We start from the raw sequence: 20,348 nt of genomic DNA, 5'->3' as shown, positions 1-20,348 counted from the left end.
ATAAATGGACTACTCCGTATGAGGGTGTTTTTCTGGCAAGGAATGTCGCCATGCTCAAGTTTTAGCTGCACTAAATTGTTTCGAATGTATTAAATTTAGATGGTCATCTAAACGAGTTTTGCACTTTTTTAGTGCGCAGCTGAAAGTGAGTGCAAGTTGGCGGTTGTTATTGGGGTGGTGGCACTAAGCCATCTCTTGTCCAGGTTCTCCGTCAAATAATCCATGAACGCTTTGACCTTGGCCGTCAGGGCAGAGCGATCCTGTACGCAGGCATAAATATCCAGTGGCTCGACGCAGGACTGGCTCGAGTCGTGACTGTGTTTGAGCAGTGCAATCAGCCGGCCTGAATCGACATGGGGGGCAGCCACGAACTCTGCCAGGCGGGCAATCCCGGCACCGTAAATGGCCATTTGGGTCAGTGCGTCGATATCGTCACTGATAGCCGTGAAGTTCAGCGCTACATAGTAATGCTCCCCCTCGCGGAAAAACCCCCAGCGCAACAAGCGCCCGTCAAGCGGGTAGCGAAAGGCCAGGCAGGCATGCCTCTGAAGATCTTCAGGGCTGCGCGGGATACCGGCCCGCTCCAGATAGGCAGGGGAGGCGCACACCACAAAAGGTACTGAAGCGATCTTTCGCGCAACAATGCCTTCTTCCAGCTGCGGCTTGATCCGCAGGCTCAGGTCAATGCCGTCCTGGATATGGTTTATTTTGCCGTCAGTGGTGCACAGTTCAAGGCGCAGGCGCGGGTGGCGTGCCGCAAAACCGGCAATCAAGGGAGCCAGTACATGGCGGCCGAACGCGGAGGTCGATGCAATGCACAAACGCCCTTGCAGTTCTGTCTCGCCAGCGCTGATGGCCATTTGTGCAGACTCAAGGTCTGCAGCGACGCGTCTGACTCTTGCGTAGTACAACGCACCGCTTTCTGTCAGCGCCATACTGCGCGTGGTGCGGTGCAGCAACCGAGCGCCAAGGTGCTCCTCCAGGCGGTTGATGGTCTGGCTGACGGCGGCGGCACTGAGCCCCAGATTTTTTGCCGCGCCCACGATGGACCCCGTTTCGACCACTTTAATAAAGCTGGCAATCGCCGCGAGCAGATTCATGAGGGGCTCTACAGGTTATTCGTAAGATTTTCTTTATAAAGTAAGTGCTCTAGAACGTCTAGTTGACCGTTTTTGATCTTGCTAAGGTGCGTCATCTCTTTATTACATGCTCAAAAAAGGCCTTTTATGACCTCCAAAACATCCAGCGCCGTACTTTCGTCGAAGCGCATGAAGCTCTCCGCGCGGGCTACGCCTTATGTCTTTGCTTTCTACATGTCGACGATCATGGCCTTTCTGATGTCGTTGGTAATCACCGCAGCCAACTCCGGCATTGAGGAAGATTACCTGAGCAATGCGCTGCATGCTTATCAGCTGGCAATGCCGGTTGCGTTCCTGTGCATCCTGGTGGTGCGGCCCATTGTAGTGAAGCTGGTGTCATTTACCGTGCACCCGCACCGTTAGTCCGAAAACCCTTTTTGTGACCTGTGGCAAGGGCGCAGCAGAAAAAGGCTGCTTAACTGCATCAGTGATTTTGGCGGCTGCCAGACAGGGGTACCTGAGTGGCAGCCACGGATGATTTTTGATCAGGTAAAGGAAGGCCATCATGAAAGCGCTCACCTACCAGGGGCCCGGCGAAAAAGCCTGGGCCGAGATCCCCGATCCGGTCATCGACAAGCCGACCGATGCCATTGTGCGCATCCTGCACACCACCATTTGCGGCACCGACCTGCACATTCTCAAAGGCGATGTTCCCGAAGTGACCCGCGGCACGGTTTTGGGGCATGAAGGTGTGGGGGTGGTTGAAGCGGTCGGCTCGGCCGTGCGCAATTTCAAGCCCGGCGATCATGTATTGATATCCTGCATCACCTCGTGTGGCAGCTGCGCCAATTGTCGACGTCAGATGTATTCCCACTGTGCGGATGGCGGCTGGATTCTGGGGCACTTGATTAACGGAACCCAGGCCGAAAAAGTACGCATTCCCCACGCAGATAACAGTCTGTACCCGGTTCCCGCCGGGGCGGATGAAGAAGCCCTGGTGATGCTCAGTGACATCTTGCCCACCGGTTTTGAAATTGGCGTGCTCGCGGGCAAGGTCAAGCCCGGCGACAGTGTAGTGATCGTGGGGGCAGGGCCGGTTGGTATGGCAGCGCTGTTGACCGCGCAATTTTACTCGCCGGCCCAATTGATCATGGTGGATGGTGATACAAACCGGCTTGAGGTCGCCAAGCGTTTTGGGGCCACGGATATCATCGATATCAATACGCAAAACGCGGTTGAACGTATTTTTGAGCTGACCCATGGCGTCGGGGTGGATGTTGCGATTGAAGCGGTGGGTATTCCTGCCTCGTTTGACACCTGCCAATCAGTGATAGCCCCGGGCGGCAGCATCGCCAACGTGGGCGTACATGGCAAAAGTGTCGAGTTGCACCTTGAAAAATTGTGGATCCAGAACGTCACCATTTCAACCGGGCTGGTCAATACCAATACCACCCCTCTGCTCCTGAAAACCGTGCAGTCCGGAAAAATCGATGCGGGCAAGCTGATTACGCACCGCTTTGCGCTCACAGACATCCTCCAGGCTTACGAGGTGTTCGGGAACGCAGCCAAGGAGAAGGCAATGAAGGTGATTCTGTCGCAACAATAGACAGATACACCATCCACTACTATGTTGTTTGCGGCAGAACTAATGTTACTTAATCGTTGATAATAGGGATATTGGCATATGAAAAAGCACATTTTGTTAGTTGGCGTTGTGGGTTTGGCGGCACTTTCCACACTTGCACAAGCTGAAACCAAACAACCCGTCGCAAAATGGACGTGCGCGGATTTCCTGGCCGTGGATGAGAGCTTCCAGCCGACCGCCGTTGGCCTGGGCGAAGCCATCAACAAACAGGGCAAAGTTGAAGATGCGGTGCTGGATGTAGACGGTATCGCCAAAATCACTCCTTTGGTGGTGACGGCCTGCAAGGAAACCCCTAAAGAATCCTTCGTCTCCAAGCTCAAGGCTGAGTGGGCAAAAGTCAAAAAAGACGTTTAACCCAAACCCGGCCTGTACTTCACGCGAGTACAGGCCTCTGCGGTGCAATCCTGGCCCGTATGCGGCCAATAACCTCCTCGCCGTTGTGAATTTCCTGCGCTGTAACCCCTCTACATAAAGACAGGCCTGCCTTACTGGTCAAAAGGGCGTAGTAGACTAGGCTTTTTTTATCTCTATCTGTCGGGGAACCCTATGTTAATCAAGTCATTAGCCGAGCTTGACCGTATTCGTGACGAGTGCCGTTCCATGGTCACCAAGCGTTCGGCCGTCTCGGCAGGTGCGGCTGCGATCCCCATCCCGGGGCTTGATATCGGTACGGATGTCGCGTTGCTGGTTGAAATGCTGCCGGCCATCAACAGCAAGTTCGGCCTTACCCCACATCAGATCGAACAGATGGACTCACGTTCCAAGCGTCTGATCGTGGTGGCTGTCAGTGGTATTGGCAGTGAAGTGATCGGCAAATTCATCAGCCGTACGCTGGTCATGTCCCTGGTCCGCAAGATGGGCACCAAAATTGCGACCAAATCCGTGGTTCGCTTTGTCCCTTTTGTGGGGCAGGCCGTGGCGGCAACCATCAGTTTTGGTGTGATGAAACTGGTGGGCAATGGCCATATCGAAGATTGTTATCAGGTTTGCCGCGAGGCATTGCTGGCGCAAGCCAGAGACTCGACGGTGATTGTGATCGGCCCTGAAACCGATAGCTGACACGTTTTGTACACCTTGCAATCGAACCTGTTACGCGCAGGGCCCTCAAAGGTTCAAGGTCGATCAAAAACGGAGGGCGTGATGAACACGTTCAGAACCAGTTTTGCATTCCTGCTGCTGGGGGGTGTACTCGCCACCCAGCTACAGGCGCAACCCCTTTCAGAACCTTTGCGGGCTCAGTATCAGCAGCTGGCGCAAAACATCCCGATCACCAACACCCCGCCGGTTAACAACCCCATCCGCCGTATCAACCCCAACAGCCGTCAGGGCACCGGTGCTTCCGTGCCGGGGGCAAGTGGCCAGGGTATTGCGCCTGCGGTGCAACCCCAGGGCATTGATAGCGGCAAAATAGGCAATGGTTACCCGCGTAACCCGCCAGTGCCACCGACAATCAAGCCGACCGCACCCTCATTGCAGCCGCGGGACAAACCTTAAACGAACAAGGAATAGTTGATGTTGAGAAAAACCCTGCTGGCCACAATGTGTGCCACTTCGCTGCTCGGTATGGCGTTCACGGCCCATGCCGATGGGCAGAATACGTTTGTTTCCGAGTCCGGGGCCGTTACCGTCACGCCGGTGGTCGAAGGGCTCGATCATCCCTGGGCACTGGCCTTTTTGCCCGACAGGCAAGGCATGCTGATTACCGAGCGGGCGGGCAATCTGCGAGTTGTGAGCCCTGACGGTAAATTGTCCGCACCGCTTTCAGGTGTGCCGCAAGTGTGGGCCAAGGGGCAGGGTGGCCTGCTCGATGTGGTGTTATCGCCCAGCTTCGGTGAAGACCGGTTGGTGTATCTGTCGTACGCCGAAGGTGGTGCAGACGGCAAGGCCGGTACCACGGTGGGCCGTGGGCGCTTGTCGGATGATTTGACCCGATTGAGCAATTTTGAAGTGATCTTTCGCCAGCAACCGAAGCTCTCTACCGGTAACCACTTCGGCTCACGGCTGGTGTTCGATCGCGATGGCTACTTGTTTATCGCCCTTGGGGAAAACAACCAGCGTCCGACCTCACAGGATCTGGACAAGCTGCAAGGCAAGATTGCGCGCATTTACCCTGATGGGCGTGTGCCCAAGGACAACCCTTTCACAGGGCAGCAGGGGGTAAGGCCGGAAATCTGGTCATACGGCCATCGCAATCAGCAAGGCGCGGCGCTGAATCCCTGGACCGGGACCCTGTGGACCCACGAACACGGGCCAAAGGGGGGCGATGAAATCAACCTGATCGAGCGCGGTAAAAACTACGGTTGGCCGCTGGCAACCCACGGGATTGACTACTCTTCCAAGCCGATTCCAGAAGCTCAGGGCAAAATCGTCGAAGGCACTGTGGTTCCGCACCACATATGGGAAAAATCCCCGGGTATTAGCGGCATGGCTTTTTATGATTCAGATCGCTTCAAACCCTGGCAGCACAGTCTGTTTATTGGCGCCCTGGCAGACAAGGACCTGATACGCCTGCAACTGAGCGGTGACAAGGTGGTGCATGAAGAGCGCATACTCGGCGATCTCAATGCCCGTATCCGCGATGTGCGCCAAGGCCCTGATGGCTATTTATATGTATTGACCGATGAGGATGACGGCGTGCTGTATCGCGTGGGGTTGCAATAACACTCATCAATGTGGGAGCGGGCTTGCCCGCGATGGCATCAACGCGGTCTGACCGTTCAGCCGCGTCGTCTGCATCGCAGGCAAGCCAGCTCTCACAATGAAAAATAAAAGCGCTTACTCGCTCACAGCCTGCTTGATCTGCTTGGAGGCCGACCAGATACGGTAGCGCACTTCAATATCCTTGGGCACATACACCACGATCGGCAGTTTGCTGTTGTAACGCAGCATAAAGCCTTCACCGACCACCGGCACGAATTCGGGATGCGCCTTGCCTTCAGGGCAGGCCATCATTGTGCTCATGGGCCCGCTGACCTTGTTCAGGCGATACATCGGGTAGCCCCAACCCTTGAGGGTTTTTTCTTCCAGCTTACCGCCAAGACGCTGCTGGTTGCAGTCAACCTGCAGGGTCTTGCCCGCGATGATCTGTACCTTGTAGTCGTCTTCGTTCTTTTGCTTTGGCAAATGAATGACCTGACGGCTAAAGCCTGCTTCGGCTTTTGGATAGGGAGCGACATCTTCCAGTTTGGCGGCGTTGGCCACGCTGCACAGCGTACTCAAAGACAGTAATACGGCTGCGCTGATCACCAGTGATTTCATGGTGCTTTCCTTATTTCAGAGCTAAAAATATACCTACAGTTGAATTAAACAACCTGCCCGGGATCAACTTCAGACAACTAACAGTCGATTAAAGTGCCCGTTCGGCCACCGGGTACGGATAGATTACTTCGCACCAGGGTCGAACAGCCAGTAAACTGCTTTTTTTCCTGCGAATCATTAATTTACCGAGGTTTTGCATGACACTCAGTCCTCTTGCGGGCAAGCCGGCCCCGGCTCAGTTGCTGGTCGATATTCCGCGACTGGTGACCGCTTATTACACCGGTCAACCCGATGCAGCCATTACGACCCAGCGTGTCGCCTTTGGTACTTCAGGGCACCGCGGCAGTTCATTTGAACTGAGCTTCAATGAGTGGCATGTACTTGCTATCAGCCAGGCCATTTGCCTGTATCGTCAAATGAAGGGAATCAACGGGCCGCTGTTTGTCGGTATCGACACCCATGCGCTGTCTACCCCTGCCGGCGCCAGTGCTCTGGAAGTATTTGCCGCCAATGGCGTCGAAACCATGATAGCCGCTGACGACGAATACACCCCGACGCCAGCGATTTCCCACGCAATCATTTGCTACAACCGTGGCCGCACCAGCGGGCTGGCTGATGGCGTGGTGATTACGCCTTCACACAACCCGCCAGAAAGCGGCGGTTTCAAGTACAACCCGCCCAATGGCGGCCCGGCTGATACCGATGTCACCAAGTGGATTGAAGCCAAGGCCAATGAACTGCTCGCGGCCCGGCTGGCCGGGGTCAAGCGCATCAGCTACGAGCAGGCCCTTAAAGCCAGCACTACCCATCGTCATGATTACTTGAATACCTATGTTGCCGATCTGAAAAACGTGATCGACATGGACACCCTGCGCGGCGCCAATCTGCGCCTGGGCGTAGATCCGCTGGGTGGCGCAGGTGTGCGCTACTGGTCGGCGATCGGCGAACACTACGGCCTTGATCTGGACGTGGTGAACACCTCGGTCGACCCGACGTTCCGCTTTATGTGCGTGGACTGGGATGGCCGGATCCGCATGGACCCGTCTTCCAGCTACGCCATGCAGGGCCTGATCGGCCTGAAAGAACGCTTTGACGTGGCGTTTGCCTGTGACCCGGATCACGACCGTCACGGCATTGTTACGCCATCGGGCGGTCTTTTGGCCCCGAACAACTACCTGGCTGTGTCCATCGACTACCTGTTCCGCAACCGGCCGCAATGGCGCGCCGATGCCGCCGTGGGCAAAACCGTGGTTAGCAGCGGCTTGATTGACCGGGTAGCCGCGCGTCTGGATCGTCGCCTGTATGAAGTGCCGGTAGGCTTCAAGTGGTTTGCCGATGGTCTGTTTGAAGGCTCGCTGGGGTTTGGCGGCGAAGAAAGTGCCGGCGCCTCGTTCTTGCGTCTGGACGGCAGCGTCTGGTCGACCGACAAGGACGGCCTGATTCCGTCGTTGCTGGCTGCTGAAATGACGGCGCGTACCGGTCGCGACCCTTCCCAGCTGTACCAGAAAATGACCGAAGAGCTGGGCCAGCCATTCTCCACCCGTGTCGATGCCAAGGCCACCCCGCAGCAAAAAGCGCTGTTGGGCAAGCTGTCGCCCGGGCAGGTCAAGTCGACCACGCTGGCAGGTGAGCCGATCACTCAAATCCTCAGCCATGCACCGGGCAACAATCAGGCCATCGGCGGGCTCAAGGTCATGACTGAAAACGGCTGGTTTGCTGCACGCCCTTCGGGCACTGAAGATATCTACAAGATCTACGCCGAGAGCTTTATCGGCGACGAGCACCTCAGCCGTCTGGTTGAGGAAGCGCAGGTACTGGTCGATACCGCCATCGCCTAAGCCAATAAAAAGCCCGACCCCGCAATGGGGTCGGGCTTTTTTGTGGCTCAGCGCAAAGCACTCAGCTGCGGGTGACCAGTTGCACCACTTGCTGCATGTTTTCGTTGCAGGCACGGGCTTGCTGGAGCATTGCTTCGAATGGCGCGCTCATGATTTCGTCATGGCTCAACCAGCTGTGCTTTTGCGTCATGGAGTACAGGTAACGGTACTCCTCCTTGCTGCGCTTGCTGCTCAGCTCCATATCAAACCACGGCGAGTTCACCTTGCAGGTCTTGATCTCCTTGCCAACCTCGGCCCCTGACAGGGTGATGTCGTAGGTGACTGTCTCCGGATCGGCCATGTACAAATCCGCCAGCTGACCGGTGCGGCGATAGTTCATCAGGCTGTCCCAGCGCTCGCTCGCAAAGGCGGGTTTGTATACCTGCTGCCCGGAGAGGTTTTCCAGTGGCCGAAGGTTGGTCAGCGTGGCCTGCACCTTGTAACGCTCGGGTACGACAAAGCCGGTTTTCTCGCGACTGATCTTGCAGTCGCCGATTTCCTTGCCGAAATGGTTGCACAGGTTCAGGTCGGTGGCACTAACCCCGGAGTCTGTGTCGGCGTAGCTGAGCTGCATCAGCGTCATTTGCCCCATCTGTACTTCAGCCGTGGTGCGGGCCTGGCCATCACGATTGAAGTGTTCGAACTTCTTCACGCCCATGCTCAGGCTCGGCTGTTCTTCCGGAATATGATCCTGGTACACCTTGCCTTCGGCATCGATGACCAGTGCCCAGCGATTCTGGATATCGGGCATGCTGCGCCCCGGCATAAACACCGGGTTGGTAGGGTCCAGCCACCAGACCTGGCCGTTGACTTGAGCCTTGACGATGGCGTGATTGGCTGCGCCTGTGCCAGGCAGCAACAGGCCAAGCGGGTTGCTGCCACGGCTGACCCAGGCGGTTTGCGCGTTTATGTCGCTGGCCTTCAACATCGCAGTCAGCAATACTGACAGGTCTTTGCAATCGCCGTAACCGCGCTCTTCGATCTCGCTCAAGGTAAAGGGTACATAGCCACGATCTGTGGCGCGCCAGTCACCCATATAACGGTATTGCTCGTGGATGTACTGCATCACGCCTGACACTCGCCCGGCGGCAGGCAAACCCTTGAGGCCCGAAACAACCTTGGCGGCGCCCGCAGGCAGGCTGGCGCCGAGGATTTGCTGATACCGCGCGGCGAGGTTGCCGAAGTGATCCTGCACCTGGCTGGAACTGGCGATTTCAACCCGTGGGATCTGGCGGATATAGGCGTTGCCGGCTTCGTTGATGTAATTCACGAAGCGCGGTTTTTGCTGCTCGATCACCAGGGTCTTGTTGTCGGAAGAGGGGTTGAAGGTAAAGTCCTCCATCAACTCACTGCGCCAGACCATCGGCTGCTCAGCGGTGAACGTGCTTTTGAAGGCATCCGAGCGCACGGGGGCAGGGCCGAACATCATCGGGTAGTGGAAGTGCTCCATCAGCGGTTTCGCCACCGTATGTTCACGCACGGTGTACATGATACGGGTGCCGATGCGCAGGTTGGGGAAAGCGATCGATGTTTGCCGCGCTCGCTGAAAACCCTGGTCGGGGTTGGGGGCCATGCGCGTATCGATTTGCGAGGGGGCCAGCGCGACCGGTTTGCCACCGGGTTGTGTCGACTGGGCGTCAATGATCTCCAGCCGATCCGTTTCGGGGAAGCTGAAGTCGATGCGCGACAGCATCTCGCGGCCATTGTTGGTCAGGATGGTATAGCGGTACGTGGTAGTGCAGTCGGTGCTGGTGTCTTTGTTGAAATGGCAGTTTTTTGCTGTTTCGCCAGCCAGAGCAGCCTCTGACGCCGGTTGCAATGCCGCGTAAGACGGCAGGCTGACGATCCCCAGTGTTGCGCAAATCAATGATTTGCTGAAAGTAAAGCGGTGCATGAGCGCCTCAGGTCGTTCCCTTGAAACAGCACCCTGCGACGTTTTAGTTATGTTGATAGACGGTTGCAGGATGCTGCGCGAACAGCGGATGATAATCGATCGCAACTGTATTTTCTACATTGTCAGACAATCAACCTCGCGCAGATGCCCGTTCCAGAGCCTTTTCCTGGAATTCAGGCGGCAGGTAGGGGCTGACACACATCGACCCATTGCGCGTTAACCAGATCCGCCATGCGTGTCGGGCAAATTTTCACCGCCGTATGCGTGGCCCCGGCTGCAGGCATGACTTCGCTAAAGCTTTGCAGGGAAATATCGCAGTACACGGCAAGATCGGTGGCCAAGCCGAATGGGCAAACACCCCCCACCGGATGGCTGGTCAAGGCAACGACGGTTTCGGCATCGAGCATTTTGGCTTTGCTGCCCAGGGCATCCTTGATTTTTTTGTTATCGATACGTGCATCGCCGCGGGCCACCAGCAGAACGTTGCGTTCGCCGACGCGAAAGGCCAGGGTTTTGGCGATTTGACCAGGTTCCACCCCATGGGCCTCGGCCGCCAGAGCGACCGTCGCGGTGCTGGTGGCCAATTCGATAATGTGCAGGTCAGGGGCGTTGGCGTGAAAAAATGCGCGTACGGATTCAAGGCTCATCAGACTCGGCTCTCTGGGCAAAAGCCTGAATCTAGAGAAGCCGATGACGCACTGTCAATGCGCCATCGGCGATGTCGCGGTTAGATGTCCAGAATGATCTTGCCGAAATGCTGGTTGGTTTCCTGGTACTTGAAAGCCTCGACAATGTCCGTCAGGGGGAAGTGGCGATCTATTACAGGGCGCATGCCGTTGGCATTGATGGCGCGAATCATGTCTTGCTGCTGGCTGCGGCTACCGACCAGCACGCCTTGCAGGCGGGCTTGCTTGACCAGCATCGGGACAAAGTTCATTGCGCCGCTAACGCCGCTGAGGATGCCGATGATCGAGATATGCCCGGCCACACGGATGGCAATCATCGACTGTTCAAGTGTCGCAGGGCCGCCGACTTCAATAATGTGGTCAACACCGCGCCCGCCGGTGAGGGCCAGGGCGGTTTCACCCCAGTGGGTGTCCTTGCGGTAGTTGATCACGTGGTCTGCGCCCAGCGCTTTGAGGCGCTCCAGTTTTTCATCGCTGGAGGAGGTGGCAATGACCGTTGCACCGGCCATCTTGGCGAACTGCAGGGCGAAAATCGAAACACCGCCGGTGCCTTGCACCAATACCGTGTCGCCCGGCTTGAGCGAATCGTCGGCCATCAATGCGCGCCATGCGGTCAGGCCGGCTGTAGTCAGGGTTGACGCTTCGGCATGGCTCCAGCGGGTGGGTGCCAGGGTGAAGGACGTGGCTTTGGCGGTTACCTGCTCGCGGGCATAACCGTCGATGCCATCACCGGGTACGGTAACAAAACCTTCAACCAGAGGGGTGCCGTCGATCCAGTCCGGGAAGAAGGTGCTGACCACCGAATCTCCCACCTTGAATTCGCTGACATCGGCGCCAACGGCAATTACTTCGCCTGCGCCATCGGCCATGGGGATGCGATTTTCGCTCGGACCCCACATGCCGCTTACGACAGCAAAATCATGGTAGTTCAGTGAGTTGGCGTGCAAACGTACAGTGATTTCGCCGTTTCCGGGGGCGCGCGCTTCACTGCTGCCAACCACTACATTGTCATAACCGCCGCCAGGTTGGACGAAAATTGCTTTGGTGCTCATGGGGCTTCCTCATATTTTTACATTGCGCGAAATAACGAAATGTATAATTAAAAATTACAACTCGATTTTCAGCCTAGCCGCAAAGTCATCGATCGCCTGTTCATTGCGTCGGTAGTAGGTCCACTTGCCGATGCGGGTGGTCAGGACGAAGCCGGCGCGCTGCAAGATAGCCAAATGCGCCGAAGCAGTAGAAGGCGACAACCCGGCCTTGTGCTGCAGATGGGTCACGCACACGCCGATGGCAGGATCACCGTGATCCTGAGGCGGGAAATTGCTGAGCGGGTCTTTGAGCCACTCCATCATTTGCATGCGAGTGTCATTGCCCAGGGCTTTGAGCTGTTCGAGTATCATGGTCGGCAATGTTACGCTTTTTAACGAAATGTTCAAGCATATGACCGATTGCCCTGGCCTGTGCGCGGGCTTGCTCGCGATACAGGTAATGAGGTGTAGCTGTCAGCCCCGGCATTTCCCTCAAGAAACACCCCGCGACCACCGGCCGCAGGCCGGGCGGATGTTTTGCAATTGCAGGATCAATCCTGTATTTGTTGCGCCATTGAGCCAAGGCTCGTCTGTTTTTTGAATCTGCCCATCAGGAACCATGATGCCTAACCAGTTCCCCGCTGTACGTCCGCGCCGCCTGCGCCGCTCCCAGACCCTTCGCGACATGTTTCAGGAAACCGAATTCAGCCTGAATGATCTGGTGCTGCCGATTTTTGTCGAAGAAGAAATCGACGATTTTGTGCCGATCACCAGCATGCCCGGTGTAATGCGTATTCCCGAGTCAAAACTGGCCGGTGAAATCGAGCGTTACGCCCGTGCGGGTATCAAGTCGGTGATGCTGTTCGGTGTTTCCCATCATCTGGACGCAACCGGCAGCGATGCCATGCGTGAAGATGGCCTGGTGTCGCGCATGGTGCGTATCAGCAAGGATGCCGCGCCGGACATGGTGGTGATGAGCGACACCTGCTTTTGTGAATACACCTCCCACGGCCATTGCGGCGTGATGCATGACCACGGCGTCGACAATGACGCGACCCTGATCAACCTGGGCAAGCAGGCAGTTGCCGCCGCAGCGGCCGGTGCCGACTTTATCTCGCCATCAGCGGCCATGGACGGCCAGGTGCAGGCCATCCGCAGCGCCCTGGACGGTGCAGGGTTTACCGACACCTCGATCATGGCGTACTCCACCAAGTTTGCCTCGGCCCTCTATGGCCCGTTCCGTGAAGCTGGGGGCAGCGCGCTCAAGGGCGACCGCAAGTCTTATCAGATGAACCCGATGAACCGCCGTGAAGCAATCCGTGAGTCATTGCTGGACGAGCAGGAAGGCGCAGATGTGCTGATGGTCAAGCCTGCCGGTGCCTATCTGGACATTATTCGCGATATCCGCCAGGCCTCGCATCTGCCATTGGCGGCTTACCAGGTGAGCGGCGAATACGCGATGATCAAGTTTGGCGCCCAGGCCGGGGCCATCGACGAGGCCCGCGTCGTTCGCGAGAGCCTTGGGTCGATCAAGCGTGCCGGTGCCGACATGATCCTGACTTATTTCGCGATGGATCTGGCCCTGCAGGGAATTTAAGGGATAGTTGCAAGCTGCAAGCATCAAGCTAGTTTTATCTGATAGCTTGCAGCTGCTTCATCCCACACAAGGAGCCCCCTCATGCCAGACGCTCGACTCGAACGAATCTTGATCACCAACGACGACGGGATCGACGCTCCAGGCCTTGCAGTGCTGGAAGCGGTGGCCCGTGAGTTGGCGGACGAAGTGTGGGTCGTGGCGCCTGACCATGACCAGAGCGGTATATCCACGGCAATCAGTATTCACCACCCCTTGCGCGTCACAAAACGTGGCGAGCGGCGTTTTTCGGTTTCAGGAACACCGGCAGACTGTGTCGCGATGGCCTTGCAGCAGTTGTTGGATAAACCCCCGCAGCTGTTGCTCTCCGGCATCAACAAAGGTGCCAACCTTGGGGTTGAAACCCTGTTTTCAGGAACCGTGGGTGCTGCCATGACGGGCTTGTTGATGGGCGTTCCATCCATCGCCTTGAGCCAGTACTTTACCCGCCGCAGCTCGGTACGCTGGGAAACGGCCCGTGCACTGGCCCCTGGTGTTATCCGGCAACTATTGGGCAAGGGCTGGGAGCAGTCGGCGTGCCTGAACATCAACTTCCCTGACGTGCCTGCCGATGAGGCCGGCCCGATCCAGATCACCCGCCAGGGCGCCGGTCGCATGGACGGGGTGGAAGCCATCGAGCGTACCGACTTTCGCGAAGCCAAGTATTACTGGCTCAGCATCACTCGCCACCAGCACCCGGAAGCGCTGGATACCGAAACCCGCGTGGTCACCCAGGGTGGTATTTCAGTGACACCACTGGAGTTTGATCGCACCGCCATCGCCTTGCGCGAGCATCTGCGTACGGCGGTTCAAGTCGTCTAAGCCCAGTGCGCCGGGTCATCGACGATGGCCTGGTGTCTTTCAAGCACTTTGGGTATCTCCTCTTTCAAAAACTCGACCCAGGTCTTGACCTTGGCATCCAGAAATCGCCGGGAAGGGTAGAGTGCATAGATGTTTTTTTCATGCAGCCGATAATGCGGCAGCAGGCGCACCAGTGAGCCGCGCTGGTAAGAACCCACCGCCACATAATCAGGCAGCAGGCAGATTCCAAGCCCGGCCTCGGCGGCCTTCGCCATGGCCTCGGCCACGTTGACCTGAAATACGTTACCGGGGCGGATGACTTGCTCGCCCTCATCATCACGAAAGGTCCAGCTGTCGGTAAACAATGGGTCAACCAGATGCAGGCAGCGGTGTTGGTGCAGATCCTCAGGAACCTTCGGGATGTTCCGACCCTCGAGGTAGGAAGGCGCAGCACTGATGACACTGAAAATGCTGCCCAGCGGTTGGCCGATCAATTCCGAGTCCGGCAGGTGGGCCGACAGGGTAATCACCAGATCATGGCCCTCCTCAAGCAGATCGGGCTGGCGTTGTGACAGTGTGAGATCGACATGGACTTGCGGATACAGCTCCGTGTAACGGGCTACCAGCGGTGCCAGTAGCTGGATCCCCAGGCCTGTAGTTGATTGCACACGCAAATGGCCACGGGGGATCAAGTGCGCCCCCGCTGCTTCAGCATTTGCATCTTCAATCTCGCTCAGTATCAACCGGCAGCGTTCCAGGTAACGCGCACCCACCTCGGTCAAGGCCAGGCGCCGTGTGCTGCGCTGCAGCAACCGTGCTTGCAGCGAGGACTCAAGCTCTGACAGCAACCGTGAGGTTTGCGCCGTTGAATAACCCAGAGCCTGCGCCGCAGCGGTAAAGCTGCCGGTTTCGACTACGCGGACAAACACCCGCATCGCCTGAAAAATATCCATTCTGATTATTACCCCACACGTAAGCGTGCTTTCTTGTGGCGGCAATAATTACACAGTCCAGGAAGCTGTGCCGTCCTGGCGTGGAGATTCGATGAAAACGGCACAGACACATTGTTATTTTGCCTTTATTTTTTGTGAGGCAATTCTCATTAGAAACTAGGGTGCATCCTATTTTTAATAAAGATGTTGGATATCATTTTCTAATTACTTGCTTTTGTTGTTCTATGTGCTTGATTTATAAAGATGCGAATTTTTCTAGGAATTGCCTGTCAAACACATTGCGTCATCATGTGATCGATACGCCCTCAGTAGCCAGCTTGACTAAGCTTTATTTACAAGGTGCATTCATTTGACTATTCATCAGTACCCACAAGGACGTAAAGTCGACGCTGAGATCGATTTTTTTGACTTGATCCATTCTTTTTGGCGACAAAAAAAACTGATTGGCGGCACCGTAGTCATTGCCGGATTGATGGCACTTGGCTATGTGTCGTTTGCGCAACAGGTCTATCAAACCAGCAGCCTGCTGCGCCCTGCAGCTATCAATGAGCTTGATGCCCTTAACCGCTCCCAGGTTTATACCCTGCCTGCTGCTGATGCCTTGCTTAAAGTTGGCCTGGCACTTGAGTCTTATGAAAACCGGTTGAGTTTTTTTCGCGACCACCAGGACTTGTTCAAACCTTTGGTACAACCTGGCAGAAGTCTGGAGCAAAGCTTCGAAGTGTTTAACCGGGATGCATTCAATCTGGTTCAGCCTGCGCCCAATAAGGCCAGTTCAGATAATCCTTATCTCAAGCTGGAGCTAACATACCCGGCCTCCCTTGATGGGGTTGCGATTCTCAATGGTTTTGTTGACTACGCGATCACCAAGCAGCGCGAGCAAATCAGTGCCGACCTCAAGGTTATTATTGGTAACCGTCTCAGAGAGCTGGACGCCCAGATAAATGCCGCACGCTCAAGCTATACATCTGATAAAGAAGAAAAAATTGCCACATTCCTTGAAACTGACAGCCTCCAAAAGGCGCAGTTGGAGGATGAGCTGAAGGCCTTGCGCCTGCAGCTGAAAATCGAGCGGGAAGCGCGCATACAGCAGCTTGACGAAGCTATCGCCATTGCCAAATCCCTGGGTATTACCCGTCCGACCACACCGTCGGCGATGGCTGATGCGGCGCAGGGCTCATCGGCCAGGCTGGTGCGCACCGAAATCACTTCGCAAAGTATCCCCTTGTACTTTATGGGGTCCCAGGCCTTGGAGGCCGAGCGTGCAGCCTTGCTCAAGCGAACCACGGACGATTTTACCGATAACCGTATCTCGCAGATCCGCAAAAAGATTCAATTGCTTGAGGTCAATCGCCAGGTCGAAATGCTTGGTAAACGCTCAAATGAGGATGTATTCCTCAATGACATCGAGCCCTTGCGTGCCGAAGCCGTGCGCCTTGGCCGCCTGAATACGGATATGAGCCAGCTTGGGTTGGTCAGTATTGATCGCAAGGCACAGATGCCGACTGATCCGATCAAGCCGAAAAAGGCCCTGATAGTCGCTCTGGCACTGGTTCTGGGCCTGTTGGCGGGGCTGACGATTGCGACCGTGCGCTTCCTGCTCCAGCGGCGCAAGCAAGGCATCAGGCCAGAACAGCCACCGATTTGATCTGCGCCCATAGTAATTGCCCGGGGTGCAGGCCCAATTGGTCCCGGGAGTAACGGGTTATCCGGGCGAGCAGGGGAGTGCCGTCGGCATCCAGGCGTATCAGCACATGAGCCTGGTTGTCGGCGGCCGTTTCGCTGACCACCCTTGCATGCAAGCTATTAAGGATGCTGCTGTGCTCCGACGGGGCCAGGGTCAGGCTGATATCCCGGGCTTGCACTTTGACGCGCAACGGCTGGCCGATGGCCATTGAGGCATGGGCAACCCTCAGCTGCTGGGCGCTGCCGGGCAGGTGCAGAGTCAACAGCTGGTAGTTTAGGTTGTAATCGCTGACCCGGCCCTCAATCACCACTGCGGCATCATTCCCGCGCGCCAGTGGCAGGTCGAGCCTGGCAAGGGTTTCACTGACAGGGCCGCTGGCCAGTACCTTACCCTCGCTGAGCAACACAATATGATCGGCCAGGCGCGCAACTTCGTCCAGAGAATGACTGACGTAGAGCACGGGGATATCCAGTTCGGCGTGCAGGCGCTCAAGGTAGGGCAGTATTTCGCCTTTGCGCTGGTTGTCCAGTGCGGCCAGGGGCTCGTCCATCAACAGCAGTTGCGGGCTGGTGAGCAAGGCCCGGGCGATACCGACCCGCTGGCGTTCGCCGCCGGACAAGTTGTGCGGCGCCCGTGTCAACAGGTGGGTGATGCCCAGTAGTTCGGTGGCATGGGCAAGATCCACTCGACGTTCCTGATGGGCAATGCGCTTGAGGCCGAATTCAAGATTGGCCCGCACCGACAGGTGGGGGAACAGGCTCGCTTCTTGAAAGATATAGCCCAGCGCCCGCTGGTGCACCGGTACGAAGTGATTGCGCTGGCTGTCTTGCCAGATGTGATCATTGACCTGTACATAGGCCTGGCTGGCCCGTTCGAGACCGGCGATACAGCGCAGACAGGTGGTCTTGCCCGAGCCGGAGTGACCGTAGAGGGCGGTGACCCCCTTGCCCGGCAGTTGCAGGTCCAGGTCGAGAGCAAAACCGGGGTAGCGGTGCTGCAACCGAAGGTTGATCTGCGACGTCATCTTCAGCTCCAGCTGGTTTGGGATTTGCGGCTTGAATACAACGCCAGCAGCACCAGAAAGGAAAACACCACCATTGCTCCCGCCAACCAGTGTGCCTGAGCATATTCCAGCGCTTCGACATGGTCGTAGATCTGCACCGACACCACACGGGTTTTTTCCGGGATATTGCCGCCGATCATCAGTACCACGCCAAACTCACCGACCGTATGGGCAAACCCTAAAATAGAGGCCGTTATAAAGCCGGGTCGGGCCAGAGGTACAATGACGCTGAAGAAGGTATCCCACGGGTTGGCCCGCAGAGTCGCGGCGACTTCAAGCGGTCTGGGGCCAATGGCCGTAAATGCATTCTGCAAAGGCTGCACGACAAAGGGCATGGAGTAGATCACCGAACCGATCACCAGCCCGGCGAAACTGAAAGTCAGTGTGCCCAGACCCAGGTACTGGGTGAGCTGGCCAACATAACCATTGGGCCCCATCGCCAGCAGCAGATAGAAACCTATGACAGTGGGCGGTAAAACCAGTGGCAGGGCCACAATCGCCCCGATGGGGCCGCGCAACCGCGAGCGGGTGTGCGCTAACCACAGGGCGATGGGAGTGCCGACCAGCAACAAAATGAGGGTGGTCAGCGACGCCAGTTGCAGAGTCAGCCAGATGGCTGCGAAGTCAGCACTCGTGAGCGGCATTTACAGGTGGTAACCATAGGATTTGATAATGGCGGTGGCCTTAGGACCTTTAAGGTAGTCGGCAAGGGCCTTGGCAGCAGGGTTGTTTTCGCCTTTTTTGAGGATAACGGCATCTTGCCGGATCGGGTCGTGCATCGCCTCGGGCACAATCCAGGCCGAGCCGTCGCTGACTTTGCCGTTTTTGTAGATCTGCGACAGGGCGACAAAGCCCAGCTCGGCATTGCCCGTGGAAACGAACTGGTAGGCCTGGGTAATGTTCTGGCCTTCAACGATCTTGTTCTTGACCTTGTCAGTCAGGTCCAGTTTGGCCAGCACTTGCGTTGCTGCCAGGCCGTAGGGCGCGGCTTTGGGGTTGGCGATCGACAGATGCGTGTACTGATTGGCCAGCAGCGCTTTGTCGGTGCCGTCGATATAACCCTCTTTGGCTGACCACAGCGCCAGGGTGCCAATGGCGTAGGTGAAGCGTGAACCGGGAACGGTATCGCCTTCTTTTTCAAGTCTCTCGGGGGTGGTGTCATCTGCGGCCAGAAACACTTCGAATGGTGCACCGTTCTTGATCTGGGTATAGAACTGGCCTGTTGCGCCATAGGCCGCTATCAACTTGTGCCCGGTGTCTTTTTCAAAGTCGCTGGCAATGGCCTGGATTGGCGCCGTGAAGTTGGCTGCCACGGCAACCTGCACTTCATCGGCCTGGACCGAAGTGAATGCGGTACATCCGATCAGAACAGCCAGCGCGGCAGGGATAAAGGGGCGGGCACGAACATTCATGGCAAAACTCCGTTTTTATTAGGCCGTGTCAGGCGTTGGCAAGATATCCGCTATATAGAAATATTTACAGCGCTTTGTCAGCGTGCGTGCGAGGAAAGGGGGAAGTGAAGCAGGTAACTGCGGTTCAGCCTGCCTGACGCAGGGTGATATTGATCCGCTGTTCGCCCAACAGTGAGTGATGCCCGGGCTTGATGGGCATTACTCCGTGATACCGCAGGCGGTCAACGCCGCCCCAGACCATGATGTCGCCGTGAAACAATGCTATTCGTTGAGTCGGGTCACTTCGTTCGAAACCGCCAAACTGAAAAATCGCCGGCAGCCCCAGAGAAATGGAAACAATCGGTGCGGTATGGCAGCGCTCGTTTTTATCCTGATGCAGCGACATTTTTGCGCCTGGCGCATAGGCATTGATCAAGCAGGAATCAGGGACAAAACCGCTAAAGCCTGCGCTGCTGGCCGCCGCTGCAGCCAGCGCCAGGAAGACGCCGGGCATGGCTGGCCAGGGTCGGGCACTTAGCGGATCGAGCGGACTGTAATGGTAACCATCGCGGTCAGTGGTCCAGCCCAGAGCACCGCAACTGCTCAGTCGGGCGGACATGGTGTAGCCACCGGGCGTCTGCATCTGGCGCAAGGGTGCCTGCAGCAGAACGCTATCAAGGGCTGCCAGCAGCTCCTTGGCCTTGGGCAAGGCAAACCCGCGAAGCGCAAACGCCTGGTCGCTGATACGCTCGACACGGGCGGGCTGCTGCAGGTCCTGCTCGGCAAACAAGTCCACGGCTTAAAGTGCCTTGCTTGCCTTGATGTCGGTAATTACTTCGTCAGCATCGCCATGGATCTTTTCAAGTGCTGCGCGAGCTTCTTGTTCCGATCCCGACTGGAGCTGGGCAAACTCGAAACGACGCTCGCCGTTGAGCTTGTACTTGATCACGTACTTGGTGGTTTGCACGGTAATTCCTGCTTTGGGTTTAGCGAAGTTTGGAGCTTGAGCGACGCACGATTTTAATGGTCGGCTTGAAGCTTGGCTTGCGGGTTACGCTGATGGCACGGCTGGTCACGGTATCGATGGTGATGTTCCAGAAACCGGTGCTCGGCGCGGTGATGCGGGCCGGGAAGTCCTTGAAGGCGCCGCCATGGTAGGAGTGGCGGCCACCATTTTTAAAACTGCGGAAGTGCGCATCGCTCATCAGGCGGATGTTGCAAGGCTGGGAGCACTCAATGACGACGATGTCGTCTTCGTTGAGGTGCTCGCGCTGGTGAATAAATTTCATGGTGTCTCCAAAAACGTGAATCTGCTGAATAATCAGCACGATAGCATGTGCTTCAGCCCTA

The 20,348-nt window shown here is 56.7% G+C and carries 23 protein-coding genes; 10 read left to right on the top strand and 13 right to left on the bottom strand.

Annotated features, from left to right (window positions below):
* Nucleotides 1-128: 128 nt before the first annotated feature.
* Complete coding sequence (locus GHO42_RS06535; protein ID WP_095000162.1) at nt 129-1,100, bottom strand: LysR family transcriptional regulator; 972 nt, start codon at nt 1,098-1,100, stop codon at nt 129-131.
* A 126-nt stretch (nt 1,101-1,226) separates the two neighbouring features.
* Between GHO42_RS06535 and GHO42_RS06530 the strand changes: the two genes are divergently transcribed.
* The 6 genes from GHO42_RS06530 to GHO42_RS06505 all read left to right on the top strand — a co-directional run bounded on the left by GHO42_RS06530 (nt 1,227) and on the right by GHO42_RS06505 (nt 5,385).
* Entirely contained in the window at nt 1,227-1,502 is a 276-nt protein-coding gene (locus tag GHO42_RS06530; protein WP_095000163.1) for a DUF2798 domain-containing protein, read from the top strand.
* Between the two features lie 142 nt (nt 1,503-1,644).
* Entirely contained in the window at nt 1,645-2,685 is a 1,041-nt protein-coding gene (locus tag GHO42_RS06525) for a zinc-dependent alcohol dehydrogenase family protein (RefSeq protein WP_095000164.1), read from the top strand.
* A gap of 78 nt (nt 2,686-2,763) precedes the next feature.
* Nucleotides 2,764-3,078 carry an acid-activated periplasmic chaperone HdeA gene (gene hdeA / locus GHO42_RS06520; protein WP_095000165.1) on the top strand — a complete coding sequence of 105 codons (315 nt, stop codon included), beginning with the start codon at nt 2,764-2,766 and terminating at the stop codon, nt 3,076-3,078.
* A gap of 192 nt (nt 3,079-3,270) precedes the next feature.
* A complete protein-coding gene (locus GHO42_RS06515) occupies nt 3,271-3,783 on the top strand; it encodes a hypothetical protein (protein ID WP_153325957.1) in 513 nt (170 codons plus the stop codon).
* An 81-nt stretch (nt 3,784-3,864) separates the two neighbouring features.
* Nucleotides 3,865-4,218 (top strand): hypothetical protein, encoded by a 354-nt coding sequence (locus GHO42_RS06510; protein WP_153325958.1) that lies wholly within the window; start codon nt 3,865-3,867, stop codon nt 4,216-4,218.
* A gap of 69 nt (nt 4,219-4,287) precedes the next feature.
* Nucleotides 4,288-5,385 carry a PQQ-dependent sugar dehydrogenase gene (locus GHO42_RS06505; protein WP_371926125.1) on the top strand — a complete coding sequence of 366 codons (1,098 nt, stop codon included), beginning with the start codon at nt 4,288-4,290 and terminating at the stop codon, nt 5,383-5,385.
* Nucleotides 5,386-5,499: 114 nt separating this feature from the next.
* Here GHO42_RS06505 and eco read toward each other — a convergent pair whose 3' ends face one another.
* Nucleotides 5,500-5,982 carry a serine protease inhibitor ecotin gene (gene eco / locus GHO42_RS06500; RefSeq protein WP_095000169.1) on the bottom strand — a complete coding sequence of 161 codons (483 nt, stop codon included), beginning with the start codon at nt 5,980-5,982 and terminating at the stop codon, nt 5,500-5,502.
* 197 nt (nt 5,983-6,179) lie between these two features.
* Between eco and pgm the strand changes: the two genes are divergently transcribed.
* Nucleotides 6,180-7,820, top strand: coding sequence for a phosphoglucomutase (alpha-D-glucose-1,6-bisphosphate-dependent) (gene pgm, locus GHO42_RS06495; RefSeq protein ID WP_095000170.1), 1,641 nt, complete (start codon nt 6,180-6,182; stop codon nt 7,818-7,820).
* Between the two features lie 61 nt (nt 7,821-7,881).
* On the opposite strand, the gene GHO42_RS06490 is transcribed toward pgm, so the two are convergent.
* The 4 genes from GHO42_RS06490 to GHO42_RS06475 all read right to left on the bottom strand — a co-directional run bounded on the left by GHO42_RS06490 (nt 7,882) and on the right by GHO42_RS06475 (nt 11,842).
* Nucleotides 7,882-9,753 (bottom strand): DUF3857 domain-containing transglutaminase family protein, encoded by a 1,872-nt coding sequence (locus GHO42_RS06490; RefSeq protein WP_095018543.1) that lies wholly within the window; start codon nt 9,751-9,753, stop codon nt 7,882-7,884.
* Nucleotides 9,754-9,926: 173 nt separating this feature from the next.
* A complete protein-coding gene (locus GHO42_RS06485; RefSeq protein WP_095000172.1) occupies nt 9,927-10,400 on the bottom strand; it encodes a YbaK/EbsC family protein in 474 nt (157 codons plus the stop codon).
* 80 nt (nt 10,401-10,480) lie between these two features.
* Nucleotides 10,481-11,491 carry an NAD(P)-dependent alcohol dehydrogenase gene (locus tag GHO42_RS06480; protein WP_095018544.1) on the bottom strand — a complete coding sequence of 337 codons (1,011 nt, stop codon included), beginning with the start codon at nt 11,489-11,491 and terminating at the stop codon, nt 10,481-10,483.
* A gap of 54 nt (nt 11,492-11,545) precedes the next feature.
* A complete protein-coding gene (locus GHO42_RS06475; RefSeq protein WP_019822791.1) occupies nt 11,546-11,842 on the bottom strand; it encodes a helix-turn-helix transcriptional regulator in 297 nt (98 codons plus the stop codon).
* Nucleotides 11,843-12,092: 250 nt separating this feature from the next.
* Between GHO42_RS06475 and hemB the strand changes: the two genes are divergently transcribed.
* Together hemB and surE are read left to right on the top strand one after the other, a co-directional pair.
* Complete coding sequence (gene hemB, locus GHO42_RS06470) at nt 12,093-13,067, top strand: porphobilinogen synthase (protein WP_095000174.1); 975 nt, start codon at nt 12,093-12,095, stop codon at nt 13,065-13,067.
* An 81-nt stretch (nt 13,068-13,148) separates the two neighbouring features.
* Nucleotides 13,149-13,925 carry a 5'/3'-nucleotidase SurE gene (gene surE / locus GHO42_RS06465; protein ID WP_095000175.1) on the top strand — a complete coding sequence of 259 codons (777 nt, stop codon included), beginning with the start codon at nt 13,149-13,151 and terminating at the stop codon, nt 13,923-13,925.
* Here surE and GHO42_RS06460 read toward each other — a convergent pair.
* Complete coding sequence (locus GHO42_RS06460; protein ID WP_095024650.1) at nt 13,922-14,857, bottom strand: LysR family transcriptional regulator; 936 nt, start codon at nt 14,855-14,857, stop codon at nt 13,922-13,924. The two genes, surE and GHO42_RS06460, sit on opposite strands and share 4 nt — an antisense overlap.
* Nucleotides 14,858-15,206: 349 nt before the next feature.
* Here GHO42_RS06460 and GHO42_RS06455 point away from each other — a divergent pair, with 349 nt between their 5' ends.
* The gene (locus GHO42_RS06455; RefSeq protein ID WP_095000177.1) at nt 15,207-16,505 is read left to right on the top strand and encodes a Wzz/FepE/Etk N-terminal domain-containing protein; all 1,299 of its coding nucleotides are present in this window, start codon (nt 15,207-15,209) and stop codon (nt 16,503-16,505) included.
* Here GHO42_RS06455 and modC read toward each other — a convergent pair.
* From modC to GHO42_RS06430, 6 genes are all read right to left on the bottom strand, one after another.
* Complete coding sequence (modC, locus tag GHO42_RS06450; protein WP_095000178.1) at nt 16,480-17,568, bottom strand: molybdenum ABC transporter ATP-binding protein; 1,089 nt, start codon at nt 17,566-17,568, stop codon at nt 16,480-16,482. The genes GHO42_RS06455 and modC overlap by 26 nt on opposite strands.
* Before the next feature lie 2 nt (nt 17,569-17,570).
* A complete protein-coding gene (gene modB / locus GHO42_RS06445) occupies nt 17,571-18,251 on the bottom strand; it encodes a molybdate ABC transporter permease subunit (RefSeq protein WP_130871419.1) in 681 nt (226 codons plus the stop codon).
* Nucleotides 18,252-19,019: a molybdate ABC transporter substrate-binding protein gene (modA, locus tag GHO42_RS06440; protein WP_095019906.1), complete on the bottom strand. Its 768-nt coding sequence runs from the start codon at nt 19,017-19,019 to the stop codon at nt 18,252-18,254.
* Between the two features lie 124 nt (nt 19,020-19,143).
* On the bottom strand, nt 19,144-19,794 hold the full coding sequence (alkB, locus tag GHO42_RS06435) for a DNA oxidative demethylase AlkB (protein ID WP_095018547.1): 651 nt from the start codon (nt 19,792-19,794) through the stop codon (nt 19,144-19,146).
* 3 nt (nt 19,795-19,797) lie between these two features.
* Nucleotides 19,798-19,965 (bottom strand): hypothetical protein, encoded by a 168-nt coding sequence (locus tag GHO42_RS25675; protein ID WP_095000182.1) that lies wholly within the window; start codon nt 19,963-19,965, stop codon nt 19,798-19,800.
* Between the two features lie 19 nt (nt 19,966-19,984).
* Nucleotides 19,985-20,287: a DUF1883 domain-containing protein gene (locus GHO42_RS06430; RefSeq protein WP_048379727.1), complete on the bottom strand. Its 303-nt coding sequence runs from the start codon at nt 20,285-20,287 to the stop codon at nt 19,985-19,987.
* Nucleotides 20,288-20,348 lie beyond the last annotated feature (61 nt).

It is taken from the genome of Pseudomonas sp. FSL R10-0056, from assembly GCF_009600105.1.
GTDB classification, from domain to species: Bacteria; Pseudomonadota; Gammaproteobacteria; order Pseudomonadales; family Pseudomonadaceae; genus Aquipseudomonas; species Aquipseudomonas bubulae.
Note: the sequence above shows the minus strand (reverse complement) of the source record. Positions and strands in the feature narration are given on the sequence as shown.